General features: G+C 66.8%; 18 protein-coding genes and 1 tRNA gene. 4 read left to right on the plus strand and 15 right to left on the minus strand.

Going from position 1 to position 13,554, the window contains the following annotated elements:
* Positions 1 to 16: 16 nt before the first annotated feature.
* The 5 genes from B3D50_RS01875 to B3D50_RS01895 form a co-directional block, all read right to left on the minus strand.
* Entirely contained in the window at positions 17 to 610 is a 594-nt protein-coding gene (locus tag B3D50_RS01875) for a YfbR-like 5'-deoxynucleotidase (RefSeq protein WP_003164317.1), read from the minus strand.
* A 154-nt stretch (positions 611 to 764) separates the two neighbouring features.
* Positions 765 to 1,646, minus strand: coding sequence for a hypothetical protein (locus B3D50_RS01880; protein WP_046653001.1), 882 nt, complete (start codon positions 1,644 to 1,646; stop codon positions 765 to 767).
* A 107-nt stretch (positions 1,647 to 1,753) separates the two neighbouring features.
* Complete coding sequence (locus tag B3D50_RS01885; RefSeq protein WP_286949168.1) at positions 1,754 to 2,614, minus strand: AAA family ATPase; 861 nt, start codon at positions 2,612 to 2,614, stop codon at positions 1,754 to 1,756.
* A 71-nt stretch (positions 2,615 to 2,685) separates the two neighbouring features.
* Positions 2,686 to 2,892 (minus strand): hypothetical protein, encoded by a 207-nt coding sequence (locus B3D50_RS01890; protein ID WP_269300580.1) that lies wholly within the window; start codon positions 2,890 to 2,892, stop codon positions 2,686 to 2,688.
* Between the two features lie 8 nt (positions 2,893 to 2,900).
* The gene (locus B3D50_RS01895) at positions 2,901 to 3,323 is read right to left on the minus strand and encodes a hypothetical protein (RefSeq protein WP_286949169.1); all 423 of its coding nucleotides are present in this window, start codon (positions 3,321 to 3,323) and stop codon (positions 2,901 to 2,903) included.
* A 167-nt stretch (positions 3,324 to 3,490) separates the two neighbouring features.
* Here B3D50_RS01895 and flbT point away from each other — a divergent pair, with 167 nt between their 5' ends.
* Together flbT and flaF are read left to right on the plus strand one after the other, a co-directional pair.
* Positions 3,491 to 3,916, plus strand: a complete 426-nt coding sequence (gene flbT / locus B3D50_RS01900) for a flagellar biosynthesis repressor FlbT (RefSeq protein WP_088411374.1) — start codon at positions 3,491 to 3,493, stop codon at positions 3,914 to 3,916.
* Positions 3,876 to 4,238: a flagellar biosynthesis regulator FlaF gene (flaF, locus tag B3D50_RS01905; protein ID WP_286949170.1), complete on the plus strand. Its 363-nt coding sequence runs from the start codon at positions 3,876 to 3,878 to the stop codon at positions 4,236 to 4,238. Before flbT ends, flaF begins: the two co-directional genes overlap by 41 nt.
* A 2-nt stretch (positions 4,239 to 4,240) precedes the next feature.
* Here flaF and B3D50_RS01910 read toward each other — a convergent pair whose 3' ends face one another.
* The 9 genes from B3D50_RS01910 to B3D50_RS01950 form a co-directional block, all read right to left on the minus strand.
* Positions 4,241 to 4,879: an exopolysaccharide biosynthesis protein gene (locus tag B3D50_RS01910; protein WP_003164324.1), complete on the minus strand. Its 639-nt coding sequence runs from the start codon at positions 4,877 to 4,879 to the stop codon at positions 4,241 to 4,243.
* Between the two features lie 93 nt (positions 4,880 to 4,972).
* Positions 4,973 to 5,161, minus strand: a complete 189-nt coding sequence (locus B3D50_RS01915; RefSeq protein ID WP_286949171.1) for a DUF3008 family protein — start codon at positions 5,159 to 5,161, stop codon at positions 4,973 to 4,975.
* 39 nt (positions 5,162 to 5,200) lie between these two features.
* Positions 5,201 to 5,803 carry a hypothetical protein gene (locus B3D50_RS01920; protein ID WP_286949172.1) on the minus strand — a complete coding sequence of 201 codons (603 nt, stop codon included), beginning with the start codon at positions 5,801 to 5,803 and terminating at the stop codon, positions 5,201 to 5,203.
* A 3-nt stretch (positions 5,804 to 5,806) separates the two neighbouring features.
* Positions 5,807 to 6,520, minus strand: a complete 714-nt coding sequence (locus B3D50_RS01925; RefSeq protein ID WP_286949173.1) for a hypothetical protein — start codon at positions 6,518 to 6,520, stop codon at positions 5,807 to 5,809.
* A 100-nt stretch (positions 6,521 to 6,620) separates the two neighbouring features.
* Positions 6,621 to 7,784, minus strand: coding sequence for an isovaleryl-CoA dehydrogenase (locus tag B3D50_RS01930; RefSeq protein WP_286949174.1), 1,164 nt, complete (start codon positions 7,782 to 7,784; stop codon positions 6,621 to 6,623).
* 44 nt (positions 7,785 to 7,828) lie between these two features.
* Positions 7,829 to 8,704 (minus strand): lysozyme, encoded by an 876-nt coding sequence (locus B3D50_RS01935; RefSeq protein WP_286949175.1) that lies wholly within the window; start codon positions 8,702 to 8,704, stop codon positions 7,829 to 7,831.
* Between the two features lie 39 nt (positions 8,705 to 8,743).
* Positions 8,744 to 10,162, minus strand: coding sequence for a magnesium transporter (gene mgtE / locus B3D50_RS01940; RefSeq protein WP_286949176.1), 1,419 nt, complete (start codon positions 10,160 to 10,162; stop codon positions 8,744 to 8,746).
* A 62-nt stretch (positions 10,163 to 10,224) separates the two neighbouring features.
* Positions 10,225 to 10,309 (minus strand) — tRNA-Leu (locus tag B3D50_RS01945).
* A gap of 108 nt (positions 10,310 to 10,417) precedes the next feature.
* Positions 10,418 to 10,669 carry a FliM/FliN family flagellar motor switch protein gene (locus tag B3D50_RS01950; protein ID WP_003164329.1) on the minus strand — a complete coding sequence of 84 codons (252 nt, stop codon included), beginning with the start codon at positions 10,667 to 10,669 and terminating at the stop codon, positions 10,418 to 10,420.
* 65 nt (positions 10,670 to 10,734) lie between these two features.
* Between B3D50_RS01950 and lipB the strand changes: the two genes are divergently transcribed.
* Complete coding sequence (gene lipB, locus B3D50_RS01955) at positions 10,735 to 11,451, plus strand: lipoyl(octanoyl) transferase LipB (protein WP_286949177.1); 717 nt, start codon at positions 10,735 to 10,737, stop codon at positions 11,449 to 11,451.
* Here the strand turns inward: lipB and B3D50_RS01960 are convergent.
* Complete coding sequence (locus B3D50_RS01960; protein ID WP_286949178.1) at positions 11,427 to 11,819, minus strand: DUF805 domain-containing protein; 393 nt, start codon at positions 11,817 to 11,819, stop codon at positions 11,427 to 11,429. The two genes, lipB and B3D50_RS01960, sit on opposite strands and share 25 nt — an antisense overlap.
* 185 nt (positions 11,820 to 12,004) lie before the next feature.
* On the opposite strand from B3D50_RS01960, the gene B3D50_RS01965 reads away from it, so the two are divergent.
* Complete coding sequence (locus B3D50_RS01965; protein ID WP_286949179.1) at positions 12,005 to 13,489, plus strand: hypothetical protein; 1,485 nt, start codon at positions 12,005 to 12,007, stop codon at positions 13,487 to 13,489.
* Positions 13,490 to 13,554 lie beyond the last annotated feature (65 nt).

Raw genomic sequence — 13,554 nt, forward strand, 5'->3', positions numbered from 1 at the left:
TCTGTGCAGTGTCCGGCTACTCGGTGTGCCAGGCGTCGGCGCCGGGCAGGATGCCGACAGCTTCGGCCAGAACGCGATAGCGGTCCAGATAGCGCTGCTGGGCGATGGCCGCAGGCTGCGGCTCGATCACCAGATCATAGCCGGGCGGCGGGGCGCCGAAGATCTGCAGCGACTCGCGGCGGGTGAAGCCGGCCAACTGGGTCGCCTCGTAGAAGGCGCAGGCCTTGTCGGCCTTCTTGATTAGGGTCTTGATGGTCTGCGGCGTCTTGGGCGGCAACTGGAACCGGACGTGGATGGCGGCTTCGAGCCGGGCCTCGAAATCCTTGTAACCGGCGCCCAGCGCCGATTTGAACGGCGAGATCATGTCGCCGATGACGTATTCCGAGGCGTCGTGCAGCAGGGCGGCCAGGCGCCATTTCGGCTCCAGCCCCGGACGGATGTGGGCGGCGATCTCCTCGACCACCAGCGAGTGCTGGGCGACCGAGAAGGCGTGCTCGCCGATCGTCTGGCCGTTCCAGCGGGCGACGCGCGCCAGGCCGTGGGCGATGTCCTCGATCTCGATGTCGAACGGCGAGGGATCCAGCAGGTCCAGGCGACGGCCGGACAACATGCGTTGCCAGGCGCGAGGGGGCTTGGGTTTGCGGACTCGGGGCGCGGGGCCGGCGTCTTCGATTTCTTCGGCCAAGGTCTTGATGCTGCGCATGCTTAGGCTGGTGACTCAGACCGAACGCGCGATCAAGGGCGGCCGTTGCGATAGATGGGGGTTAATCGCCGACGTTGAGCGTCACCAGGGCCTTGGCGGCGTCGAACAGGCGGTCGGGATCGCGGTCCTTGCTGCGCACGGTGGCGACGACGATGGGGCCGCCGACCGGGCCGCGCGCCTCATAGCCGACGGTGCGCCAGCCGCTGGCCGAGGGTTCGTCGGCCGTCATCAGGAAGGTTGAGCGCACGGATTCCCCGGCCGCGCTGGTGCGAATGCGTGCGGCGCCGTCGGTCGCTTCGATTTTTACGGCGTCGTCGCCGGACGAAACGTCGACGCGGCTGGACTTGTCGTCGGCGCGGATGGTCAGGCCGCCGATGCGGATGTTGGCGCGGTCGCCGTCGGCGTCGATCCGCATGCCCGGCAGGCGGACCGTGGCCTTGTCGCCCTGGGCGTCGACGCGCACGCCGGGCGCGCTGACGTGGGCGGAGTCGCCGGAAGCGGCTTCGGCCGCAGCACGAGAGGCGTCGGCTTCGGCGCGGGCCGCGTCCGCCTCGACCCTGGCCACATCGGCCTCCGCCTTGGCGGCGTCGGCTTCGGCGCGGGCGTTCTCGGCTTCGACCTGGGCCATGGCCTCGGGCAGGTCGGCGGTCAGGCGGGTTTCGAAGGGCTTCAGGGCGTTCTGCGCCGAACGGCCGTCCAACTGGACCAGTTGCAGGATGACTTCAGAGCCGCGAGGCCCGCTGTAGACGCAGGAGCCGTCGGCGCGGGCCGAGCCCTTGCGCGTCAGCACGCCCTGGGTCTGTGGGCATTGCAGGGCGTCGACCACCTTGAGCACGCCCGAGGAATCCGAGGTCGTGGAGGTGGTGATGCGCACCGCGCCGCCGTTGTCGCAGGCGGCGGTCATCAGCGCCAGGGCGATAACGGGCCAGGTGATGTGTTGCATGGTCGGCTCCACTCCAGGCCCCGATTGTGCGCCATCAGCGCCGCAGGACCAGTGAAATCGCGGTAATCGAAAGGCGACGGGAAGGCGGCGAAAATCAGCCGCCCCTCTCAACCGCCGGGACGGAGGCCGTCGCGGCGCGCCATGAAGGCCAGACGTTCGAACAGATGCACGTCCTGTTCGTTCTTCAGCAGGGCGCCGTGCAGCGGCGGGATCAGCTTGCCCGGCGTCTTTTCGCGCAGGGTTTCCGGCGCCACGTCGTCGACCAGCAGCAGCTTCAGCCAGTCCAGAAGCTCGGAGGTCGAAGGCTTCTTCTTCAGCCCCGGCGTGTCGCGGATTTCATAGAAGGTCTTCAGGGCTTCCGACACCAGACGCGGCTTGATGCCGGGGAAGTGGACCTCGACGATGTTCTGCATGGTTTCGGCGTCGGGGAAGCGGATGTAGTGGAAGAAGCAGCGGCGCAGGAAGGCGTCAGGCAGCTCCTTCTCGTTGTTCGAGGTGATGACGACGACGGGGCGGACCTCGGCGCGGATCGTCTCGTCCGTTTCCTGGACATAGAACTCCATACGGTCGAGTTCCTGCAGCAGGTCGTTGGGGAACTCGATATCGGCCTTGTCGATCTCGTCGATCAGCAAGACGGGGCGGACCGGGGCGGTGAAGGCCTCCCACAGCTTGCCCTTCTTCAGGTAGTTGCGCACGTCGTGGACGCGTTCGTCGCCCAGCTGGCTGTCGCGCAGGCGCGATACGGCGTCGTATTCATACAGGCCGTTGTGGGCCTTGGTCGTCGACTTGACGTGCCAGGTAATCAGCGGCGCATTCAGCGCCCGCGCCAGTTCATAGGCCAGAACCGTCTTGCCGGTGCCCGGCTCGCCCTTGATCAGCAGCGGCCGTTCCAGCGCCACGGCGGCGTTGACGGCGACCTTCAGGTCGTCGGTGGCGATATAGTTGGACGTGCCTTCGAACCGGCTCATGCGAAACCTGCTCCATTTCAGGGGAATGGAGCAGGTAGCTTAAAGAGATGCGCGTGAACAGGCGGCAGACGTCAGGTGATGCGCTTGGCCGATACCGGGTCGCTGGCGGGAAAGGTCTCTTCGACGCCTTCGTCGATCAGAGCTTCCTGGCGGTTCTCGGCTTCCTTTTCCTTGTCCTTCAACTGGTCTGGCTTGCCGTGCTCGTGCGGCGCGCGCTTGGCCGGTGGGGTGTTCGGATCGGCGTCTTCCTGGGTCTTGGTCGGATGGTGTTCGGTCATTGAGTCCCTCATTGTTCAGGGCCGTAGCCCAGGTCTTCTAGATCGTCGTCGGACAGACGCTTGGCTTCCCAATGGGCGGCGCTGGCCTGGGCCCCTCGCTGGTTGCGCATCAAGCCGGCGTAGACGAGCTCGATCTCGTTCGCGCCCGAGGCCGTGACGCCGTCGCTGTCCGCCTCGCTCAACCGCACGCCGTTGACGCCCAGCAGGGCGTCGGCCTCGGCCTCTATGCCGTCCAGCGCCAGGTCGGCGTCCAGATCGGCGTCGTCCTCGTCAAAGGGTTCGGCGTCGGCGTCCCCATCCATCTGGGTGACGTCAAGCACGTCATCAGCCTCGTCGAACGACAGATCGCCGTCGCGTTCATCGTCCAGATGGGTCTCGTCATAGACTTCGGCCTGATCCTGGCCGTCGGTCTCGAATTCGGGCTCTGCCATCGTCGTCTCCCTTCTGAAAGGTCAACGGCTCGGCTCGGCGGGACGTTCCCGTCTGCGCGATCGTGACGCTGGGAAGCGATCGAAGTGAAGGGATGGTTAACCACGTCGCTTTACAGTTCTTCAGCGGCCGGCCGTCACGGTGAGGGCGGCGCCACGGAGACCTTCCCTTGCCTCTGAAACTGTCGCTGAAGCCCGGCGAGAAATTCGTGCTGAACGGGGCCGTCGTGCAGAACGGCGACCGTCGCGGCGTGCTGGTCCTGCAGAACAAGGCCAGCGTCCTGCGCGAAAAGGACATCATGCAGCCCGAGGACGCGACCACGCCCGCGCGCCGCATCTACTTCCCCGTCATGATGATGTATCTGGATGAGTCGGAAGCGCCGAAATTCTATGATGAATTCGCCCTGCGCCTGACGGAATTCATGGGGGCGGTCCGCAACCCGGACATCCTGACGGAATGCGTCGCCTGCTCCAAGCACGTGCTGGCGCGCCAGTATTACAAGGCCCTGATGGGCGCTCGCAAAATCGTCGATTACGAAGACCAAAGGCTCGGCAATGTCGCTTCAGGCGTACAAGACGGCGGCGACGCGGGCTGAATCGCCGCGTGAAATGGAATACCGACTGTTCGGCCAGGTGACCCGCGCATTGATGCACGCCGCGACCCTGGACAAGTCGGACGTCGCCGAGCGGATGGACGCTCTGGATTGGAACCGCCGCCTGTGGTCGACGCTGGCGACCGCCTGCTCGGATCCGGCCAACGCCATGCCGCAGGCGATGCGGGCGCAGTTCATTTCCCTGAGCCTGTTCGTCAACCGCAACACCTCCGAGGTCATGCGCGGCGAGGACGATTTCTCGACCCTGATCGACATCAACCGTATGATCATGCAGGGCCTCAGCGGCCAGACTGACGCGGGCTGAACCTAGAAGAGGTTGGTCGCCCATTCGGCGATGCCGGCGACGACGGCGACCACCGTCGTCCACACCAGGGCCAGATAGATCCCGCACACGCCTGTGCCGAAAAAGCCGGCCAGGATGAAGGCGCCGTCGCGCTGGATGATCCCCAAGCCGAACAGGGCTAGGGTCAGGCCGGGCAGGGCGTCTCCGAACGGCACCGGCAGGGCCATCATGAGCGCCAGCAGAATGCAGATCAGGCCGATGACCACATCGGCCGCCTCGCCCGTCAGCGCGGGCCAGCGGGGACGGGTGAGCCGCTCGACGCGTTGAAGCCGCGGAAGAATCTTCTCAGCGGCCGTCCGATAGGAAGCGCGGCTCACAGACAGATTCAGCAGCCAGCGCGGCAGCCAGACCCTGTCCCGTTGCAGCGCCAGTTCGGCGGCGATCAGGATGATCGGCACGGAAAAGACCGCCTTGCCGCCCGGCGGCCACGGAAACAGCGCCATTAGGGCCAGCATGAGGATCACGGCGCCGAAGCCGCGCTCGCCGAACGCCTCGACCATTTCGCGAAGAGACAGCTTCTCGCCCTGGGCCTGGCCCAGGCGCTCCAGCACGTCGGAGAAGGTCCGCCCCTCATCGGGCGGCGGCGCGGGAACGAGCGTCATTAATGGGAGACTCAAGGTAGGGTCGTCCGCGACGATAGGGGCCCGCCAGGCTTGGCGCCATCCCTGCCGTGGCGGTTGCGGCGAAATGAATAGCTAATCTTTGGAGACGTGCTCGGGCTTGCCCTTGCGTCTGGTATGGGCGAGCTCTTCCAGCTGTTTCTCGCTCATCGATTCCATCATGGATTTCGACGCGCCCTTCAGTTCGGACTTGGGCGTATCGCCGCGCTTGGCCGACAGGGCGGCGCCGGCGGCTTTTTGCTGGGCGGCGGATTTGGCGGGCATGACGAACTCCTTTCGAGAAGGAGCAACTGTCTGTCCGTCCTAGGGTTCCTGGGGCAGGGAGAAACTGATCCGGGTTCGGCCAGCCTGTTGGTGGATTTCGTAGGGCGCGGCGATTCGCAGCGACAGGCCTTCCTTCTCGAGCAGAAAAGGCTCGCCAGCGCGCAACTCATGAAGGTCGGCGGCGGCTAGAGGCAGGGTGACGGCATGGGCGATCACGCCGCCCGTGACCACGCCGACAGGAACATCGATCAGGGCCGGATTGCGTTCGCTCTTCAGCGCGAACCCCGGAGCCTCCATAACCACCATGCCGTGAGGCAGGGCGATGGCTCCGTCAGCCAGCGGAGACATCTTCGCTGCCGAGAAGGACAGCTGGATTTCCTTGCCGCGCTCAACGGGCGCAGTCAGCTCCAGAAGCAGCCAATGCGGGGCCTGATCCAGGAAGGCTTCGCGGGTTGTGACGCCTTCGGGCGCCTGGGCCAGTCTTTCGGCCGCCTGGGCCTTGAGGGCAGGAAGGTTGAAGCGCGCGGCGGCGGCTGCGGCGTCCTCGACGGAACCTTCGCCGATCGTCTGGCGCAAAAGGACATCCAGCGGGACGCCCTGACCGAGCTGGGCTCGCCACTGGTCCGCGCCCATGTCCGCCAACAGCTAGGTCAGGGCGGCTCCGACCGGATAGGCGCGCCAGCGGAGCAACTCGGAAACCAGACTCATGTCGTTCTGGCTGGGCGTTGTGAGCGCTCTGGCGATGGCGGATGGCAGGGCCGTGTCGGGCCGACCGGCGATCAGATGGGCGGCCTGCAGACCGATGAACTCGGCCGTGCCTTCTGACCATTCTCTTTGTTGCTGCACCGCCAGAACTTCGGCGGGCAGATCGGCGCTGCGCGCTGTCCTAAGCGCCAGATAGGTCTGCGCCAGATGCTTCCGAGCGGGTGCGTCAGGCTCTAGGAGGGCGGCTCGCAGAACCAGGCGTTCCAGATCCAGCGCGGCGATGAAACCGGTCAGGTCGGGTATCGCGTTCAGATCGACGAATTCCTGATGCCCATCGCCTGACATCCAGCGGAAGGCTGTGTTCTGGAAGTCGTGGAATTGTTCGTGGAAGAGGGTCGACAGGTCGTCGTCGGCGCCGTCGGGTCGCAACAGCACCGTGTCCGGAACGCCGGAAGGATAGTCCAGGACGAAATGAAACTCGGCGCCTTCCAATCGGCCGGGTCTGAAGCGGGGCGTGTCGGGTAGGCGGGCGCCGCCGAAGACGGCTCCGATATCGGGCGCATAGAGGATGAAGGGCTGGCCCTTGGGCCAGTATCCGGGCCACAGGCGGCTGAGCGCGTCTGCGTGACGTTCGACGCGTTCGGCCTGCGCCATCAAGGCGTTCTGATCGAGAATAGGCGAGGGGGCCTGAGCCCAGACAGTTGAGGAGAAAAGCGCGCCCAGAGCGCCCAGCAAAGCCCCCCGCCCGATCACATCAGCTTCCCAGAAGCTCGCGGCCGATCAGGAAGCGGCGGATTTCGTTGGTGCCGGCGCCGATGTCGTAGAGTTTTGCGTCGCGGACCAGGCGCTCGACCGGCCATTCCTTGGTGTAGCCGGCGCCGCCCAGAGCCTGGACGGCCTCCAGCGTGACCTTCACCGCGTTTTCCGAGGCCAGCAGAATGGCGCCGGCCGCGTCGTAGCGGGTGGTCAGGCCCTGATCGCAGGCGCGGGCGACCGAATAGACATAGGCGCGAGCGCTGTTCAGGGCGACATACATGTCGGCCACCTTGCCCTGCATCAGCTGGAAGGAGCCGATGGCCTTGCCGAACTGCTTGCGGTCGCGGACATATGGCAGGACCACGTCCAACGCCGCCTGCATGATGCCCAGAGGCCCGGCCGACAGGACGGCGCGTTCATAGTCCAGACCGCTCATCAGCACGGCGGCGCCGCGCCCTTCGCCGCCCATGATGTTCTCTTCGGGAACTTCGCAGTCCTCGAACACCAGCTCGGCCGTGTCCGAGCCGCGCATCCCCATCTTGTCCAGCTTCTTGGAGACCGAAAAGCCCTTCATGCCTTTTTCGATCAGGAAGGCGGTGACGCCGCCGTTGCCGTCGCCGGTGCGGGCGTAGACCACCAGGGTCTCGGCGTGCGGGGCGTTGGTGATCCAGAACTTGGTGCCGTTCAGGACGTAGCGGTCGCCCTTCTTCTCGGCGCGGGTGCGCATGGACATGACGTCGGAGCCCGAGCCGGCCTCGGACATGGCCAGAGAACCGACGTGCTCGCCCGAGATCAGCTTGGGCAGGTATTTCGCCTTCTGCTCGGCCGTGCCCCAGCGGCGGATCTGGTTGACGCACAGGTTGGAGTGGGCGCCGTAGCTCAGGCCGATCGAGGCCGAGGCGCGCGACACCTCCTCCATCGCCACCACGTGTTCGAGGTAGCCGAGGCCAAGACCGCCGAACTCTTCCTCGACGGTGATGCCGTGCAGGCCCAGTTCGCCCATCTCGGGCCACAGGTCGCGGGCGAACGCGTTTTTCTCGTCGATTTCGGCGGCGCGGGGGGCCAGCCGTTCGGCGGCCCAACGGGCGGTGGTGTCGCGGATGGCGTCAGCGGTCTCGCCGAGGCCGAATTCCATGGATTGGGGCGCGAAGGGAATGCTCATGCCGCAAGGCGTAGCATCGTGCGCGAGCTTCGCAAAGACTGCTGTTAGCGCGACTGTTTCTGCTTCGCGGCGCCTGTCGCCGGAGCCTTGGCGCGCAGGGCGCTCCAGGCCGCCATGCCGATGAAGACGAGGCCCGCGATGGCCAGGCCGGCGCCGATCAGCACGGTCGCGTCGCTGGCCGTCGGCGCGCGCCAGGCGCGCTGGAAGGCGGCGATTCCCGCCAGGAAGGCCAGGGCTCCGACGCCGCCGATAAACAGGACGGCGCCCTTGTCGCCCAGGGCCGCATCGGGCGCGGCGGCGCGCGCTTCATGACGCAGGACAGGGGCGGTGGGCGGGGCGGCGTCAGCGGCCGGCTCTGCAGAACCGGGGCCGCGCACCGGGGCAGTCAGCAAGGTCTCCAGAGGCGCGGGCTGATCGGGGGCCGTGTCGAACAGGGCGCGTTCGGCCGAGCGGCGGCGATAAAGGGCGTCGACCGGCGGCGAGGCGCGCTCGGGCCAGGCGGACAGGGCGATGGCGGCTTCGGACGGCGCGTTGGCGTCCAGCTTGGCCTGGACGTCCGATCCCTGAAACCGCTCCAGGCCGATGGAGAAGATGAAGCTGGCCAGGGCGTCGAACTGGTGCTGGTTCAGCGGCAGGCGCACGCGCTCGTTCAGTAGGGCGACGATCGGCATCAGGTCGTATTGCAGCAGCAGTTCGGCCTCGGCCTCGCTGACCACGGCGCCGGGGCGGGCCGAGCGGACGTGGCCGTAGCCGATGACGGGCGTCCCGTCGCGGCGCAGCACGGTGCGAGGGCGGAAGCCCTCGAAGCTCTTGATCAGCAGAAGGCCTTCTCGAGAGACCTTGCGGCGTTGCGGCGCGGCTGCGGACACGGATTGACCCAATTCGAAACGGGCGTTCTCGCCCTGGCGGGGGCGGAGCAAGCCTCGTTCCGAAACGGGCAGGGCCGTTTCAGGTCAGATTTACAGCAGGACGATGGTCGCCAGGCCGAGGAAGATCAGGAAGCCGAAGAAGTCGGTCGTCGCCGTCACGAACACGGCCGAGGACACGGCCGGGTCGAACTTCAGCTTCGACAGGGTCAGCGGGGTTAGTACGCCGACGCTGGCCGCGACCAGCAGGTTCAGGATCATGGCCGCGCCGATCACGGCGCCGATGCGCCAGTCCTGGAACCAGAATCCCGCCGCCAGGCCGATCAGCGGCGCCAGGACGAATCCGTTGGCCAAGCCGACGGCCATCTCGCGCCAGAAGGTTCTGAGGGCGTTGGAGGCGTTCAGCTCGCGCGTCGCCAGGGCGCGCACGGTGACGGTCAGCGCCTGGGTGCCGGCGTTGCCGCCGATGGCCGAGACGATGGGCATCAGCACGGCCAGGGCCACGATCTGCTGGATGGTGCCTTCGAACAGGGCGATGACGCTGGCGCCCAGCATGGCGGTGAACAGGTTGATGCCCAGCCAGGGCACGCGGCCGCGCACGATCTCGAATACGCTGGACGAACGGTCCTCGTCGGCGACGCCCGCTAGGCGCAGGATGTCCTCGCGGTTCTCTTCCTGAATGATGTTGACCACGTCATCGACGGTCAACTGGCCGACCAGCCGCCCGCCCGTATCGACCACGGGCGCCGAGATCAGGTGGTATTTCTCGAAGATGTAGGCGACCTCTTCCTGGTCGACGTCCACCTCGATGGCGTTGACCGGCTCCATCAGCTCGATCAGGGGCGTGGCGCGCGGGCTGCGCAGCATACGGCTGATGGCGACGCCGCCGACCGGCCGATTCATCGGATCGACCACATAGATGTCGAAGAACAGCTCGGGCAGGTCGTCGCCCTGGGCTCGGACGTGGTCGATGGTGTCGCCGACGTTCCAGAACTGCGGCGCGGCCATGAACTCGCGCTGCATCAGGCGACCGGCCGAATCCTCCGCATAGCCCAGCGAGGATTCGATGGCGGCGCGCTCGACTTCAGGCATGGCGGCCAGCACGCGTTCGCGCTGGTCGTCCTCCAAATCTTCGACGACCGAGGCGGCGTCGTCCGAATCCAGTTCCTGCAGGGCTTCGGCCAGGGTGGCGGAGGGGACGCGCTCCAGCACCTTCTCGCGGATGCCGTCGTCCATCTCGGGCAGGGATTCCGCCAGCAGTTCGGGCGGCAGCCACTGGACCACGACCGAGCGGTGTTCGGCGGTCAGGAAGCCCATCAGGTCGGCGACGTCAGCGGGGTGCAGGTCTTCCAGCAGGCCGCGCAGACGCATGCCGTCGCCGTCGTCCGCGGCGTCCACGACCTTTTCGACGAAGGCCGCCGTCAGGGCGTAGTCTTCACCGAGGGCGGCGTGATCTTCGTCTTCGAAATGGGGGTCTTCGGGGCGCAGAGGGGCAAGGTCCGTGTGGGTCACGTATCTGCCTCCTCTGAGATGATTACAGCCTATCTAGCCGAGATTCGCCCTGTCAGATCAGATGGTGCGGTCGAGAAGACTCGAACTTCCACGGGTTGCCCCACAGCGACCTCAACGCTGCGCGTCTACCAATTCCGCCACGACCGCTCGCATCGGAGGGGCGGGCAATAGCGGAGAGCCGACGGAAAGAAAAGAGCGTTTTGCGGAAATAGCGGAGACAGGCGCGATTCCTTCTCCTGACAGGCGAGGGATGGCTCAGGCGGCCCCGGCCATGAAATCATAGACATCGGCTGGGCGCGTCACCGTGATGGCGATGCGGTCGTCGCGAATCTCGATCTCGCCGCGTGCGACCGGATGGTTGTTGGCCAGGATCCAGACCTCGTCCTTTTCCGAGGCGTCCAGCGGGATCACCGCGCCGCGGCCCATGCGCAGCAGTTGCTGCATCGGCAGGACCGAACGGCCCAGCACGACCGAAATCTCGACATCGACGGCTTCGATCTGGCTCAAGACGATACTCGCAAATCAACGGGCGGCCCTTGCGCCGCCGCGTTCGGCCCCACATTGAGGGCATCATGCTTGCCGACCCGTTAAACTCTTCCCAACGCCGCCTGCTTCGCGAAGACAGCCGTCCTGTCGAATGGGCGCTGTCGTCCGGCTATGTCGACTACGCCGCCGCCGAGGCCGCTATGGAGGCGCGCGTCGCCGCCATCGCCGCCGGAGAAGCCGAGGAGCTCGTCTGGCTGCTGGAACACCCGCCGCTCTACACTGCAGGCGTCTCGGCCAAGGACGACGACCTGCTGGCGCCCGACCGTTTTCCGGTGCACCGGACGGGGCGAGGCGGGCAGTTCACCTATCACGGGCCGGGCCAGCGCGTGGCCTATGTGATGCTGGACCTGAATAAGCGCGGCAAGGACGTGCGCGGTTTCGTTCACGGGCTGGAGGACTGGATCATCGGCGCCCTGGACCGCTTCGGCGTCGAGGCGGGAATGCGCGAGGGGCGCGTCGGCGTCTGGGTCGAGCGCAAGGGCGCGGGCTGGAGCCGCGAGGACAAGATCGCCGCCATCGGCGTCAAGGTCCGCAAATGGGTCAGCTTCCACGGCATCAGCCTGAACGTGGAGCCGGATCTGGACCATTTCGGCGGCATCGTGCCGTGCGGCATCACAGAACACGGCGTAACCAGCCTGGTCGATCTGGGCGTGCTGGCGACTATGGACGAGGCGGATGATGCGTTGAAGTCGTCCTTCCAGCAGGTGTTCGGGCCGGTTCAGCCCGGCGTCGCGCCGCTCTGACGCGCGGCGCCGTAGCGGTTGAAGGCTTTCTGACCAGGCAGGACCGCAAGGTCGAAGGCGATCAGGACGAGGGCGGCCGTCGCGACCCAGCCCAGAAGCGTCAGCGGCTGCGGCCAGGCCAGGGCGAAGGCCAGCAGGATCGGCCCGCTCCACCAACCTGAGCGCCCCCGGTCATGCAGGCGTTGGGACAGGATGCAGAAGCCGCCGTAGAGCAGGGCGGCCGCGACCAGGGCGTGAAGCCAGCCGGGCGTTCGCAGAAAAATGTCCACGGCGACCCAGGCGCCGATCAGGCAGGATGCGCCCGCCAAGAATCGAATTCGACCGATGCGCCCCGTAGAATTCAAAAACAGATCAGCCAGGGCGGTCATTGCTGGGGCACGCGGCGTTTCGGCGCGTTTTGCGCCTGCGGAAACCACGGCCTAGTCGGGAAACGGGCGCGCGTAAACGCCGCGGTCTGCAAAGCGGTGCAATTTCGTCACAGGGGTGGCGACGGCGCCGTTAATGGGTCTAAAACACGACCAACCCGCATACTGAACGGACTGGGAGAACCCCTATGCAACGTCTGCTTTCCGCTTCGGCGGCCGTACTGGCCCTGAGCTTCGCCGCCTCGGCCGCCTCGGCCCAGAACTTCAGCGATCTGGCGCGGCAAGACCTTCAGGCCATGCACGCGGCCCTGCGCGACAACCACCCTGCCGCCGTGGTGCCGGGCGACGCCAGCGCCCCCTTCCGCGCCTGGCTGGATGCGGGCCTGCAGCAGGCGCAGGCCAAGGCCGGTCAGGTCAACAGCGGCGACAGCCACGCCTATCTGCTGCGCTGGTACGCCAACGGTTTCCGCGATTCCAACATCGCCGCCCGCCCGACTTATGAGGGCCTGGGTCCGTTCTTCGCCACCAGCTGGCCGGGCGTGGCCACGGCCTGGCGCAACGGCCAGTATGTCGTCTCCTATGTTCAGCCGGGCGTGCGCGGCGCGCCGCCGCTGGGCGCCGTGCTCAAGAGCTGCAACGCCGAGCCGATCGAAGACCTGGCCAAGGCCAAGCTGGACCAGTTCGAGGGCGACCTGACGACCGAGGCTGGCCGCGTCCGCAGCGCACCCTATCTGCTGTGGAACCGCAACAACCCGATGACGACGGGCGTGCCCGGAACCTGCGAGTTCCAGGTCGGCCGCCGCACCCGCGACTTCACCCTGTCGCCGCAACCAGCCACGGCCCAGAACCTGGAAGCGGCCTATCGCGCTTCGGTCTATGTCCCGTCGGGCGCGCCCCTGTCGGTCGAGACGGTGAACGGGCGCCCGTGGATCAACGTCCACTCCCTGGCCGATGACGCCGCCTGGGACGCCTTCTTCGCCCAGATCGAGGCGCAGTCCGCCGCCATCCGCGGACCGCAGGGCTTCGTGCTCGACCTGCGCGGCGCCAACGGGTCGTCGGTGAACGCCACCTCGCGCGGCTATGGCCTGGCCAACCGCATCTGGTCGCCGGAGTTCACCGTCAGCCGCCAGCCGGAAGCCGGTCAGATCACCTACCGCGCCACCGCCGCCAACCGTCAGTGGTTCGCCGACACCCTGAACCGCATGGTGTCGGATCCGCGCTTCGTTCAGGAATCGGGCGCGGTGATCGAGCAGACCCAGGCCATCGTCGCCGCCTTCGACAGCGCCATCGCCGCCGGTCAGCCGACCTTCGTCATGCCGGGCCGTCCGGCGACGCCGGACACCGGCGCCGCCAACCCGGTGCAGGGCCAGGTGATCGTGCTGGTCGACGCCGGCTGTTCGGGCGGCTGCCTGGACACGTTGGACCTGCTGAGCCGTCTGCCGAACGTGCGTATCGCCGGCTCGACGACGGCTGAGGACACCATCTTCATCGAGCCGACGACCCTGCGTCTGCCGTCCAACTACGCCGACCTCAGCTATGGTCATAAGGCCTGGACGACGCGCCAGCGCGGCAACAACGCGCCTTACGCCCCGGCCGGCGCCCTGGCCTATGCCGGCGACCCGACCGACGAAGCCGCCGTGCGGACCTGGGTGAACGGTCTGTTCGGCGCCTGATCCGAACGTTCATTGCGGACTATCGAGGGCCGGACGGTGGAACGACCGTCCGGCTCTTCCTATTT

It is taken from the genome of Brevundimonas sp. UBA7507, from assembly GCF_002478355.1.
Lineage (GTDB): Bacteria > Pseudomonadota > Alphaproteobacteria > Caulobacterales > Caulobacteraceae > Brevundimonas > Brevundimonas diminuta_D.

Coding starts and splice junctions, on each gene's coding strand:
- B3D50_RS01875 (WP_003164317.1), bottom strand. CDS start 610: ATGTTGTCCGGCCGTCGCCTGGACCTGCTGGATCCCTCGCCGTTCGAC.
- B3D50_RS01880 (WP_046653001.1), bottom strand. CDS start 1,646: ATGCAACACATCACCTGGCCCGTTATCGCCCTGGCGCTGATGACCGCC.
- B3D50_RS01885 (WP_286949168.1), bottom strand. CDS start 2,614: ATGAGCCGGTTCGAAGGCACGTCCAACTATATCGCCACCGACGACCTG.
- B3D50_RS01890 (WP_269300580.1), bottom strand. CDS start 2,892: ATGACCGAACACCATCCGACCAAGACCCAGGAAGACGCCGATCCGAAC.
- B3D50_RS01895 (WP_286949169.1), bottom strand. CDS start 3,323: ATGGCAGAGCCCGAATTCGAGACCGACGGCCAGGATCAGGCCGAAGTC.
- flaF (WP_286949170.1), top strand. CDS start 3,876: ATGTCGCTTCAGGCGTACAAGACGGCGGCGACGCGGGCTGAATCGCCG.
- B3D50_RS01910 (WP_003164324.1), bottom strand. CDS start 4,879: ATGACGCTCGTTCCCGCGCCGCCGCCCGATGAGGGGCGGACCTTCTCC.
- B3D50_RS01915 (WP_286949171.1), bottom strand. CDS start 5,161: ATGCCCGCCAAATCCGCCGCCCAGCAAAAAGCCGCCGGCGCCGCCCTG.
- B3D50_RS01925 (WP_286949173.1), bottom strand. CDS start 6,520: ATGGCGCAGGCCGAACGCGTCGAACGTCACGCAGACGCGCTCAGCCGC.
- B3D50_RS01930 (WP_286949174.1), bottom strand. CDS start 7,784: ATGAGCATTCCCTTCGCGCCCCAATCCATGGAATTCGGCCTCGGCGAG.
- lipB (WP_286949177.1), top strand. CDS start 10,735: ATGCTTGCCGACCCGTTAAACTCTTCCCAACGCCGCCTGCTTCGCGAA.
- B3D50_RS01960 (WP_286949178.1), bottom strand. CDS start 11,819: ATGACCGCCCTGGCTGATCTGTTTTTGAATTCTACGGGGCGCATCGGT.
- B3D50_RS01965 (WP_286949179.1), top strand. CDS start 12,005: ATGCAACGTCTGCTTTCCGCTTCGGCGGCCGTACTGGCCCTGAGCTTC.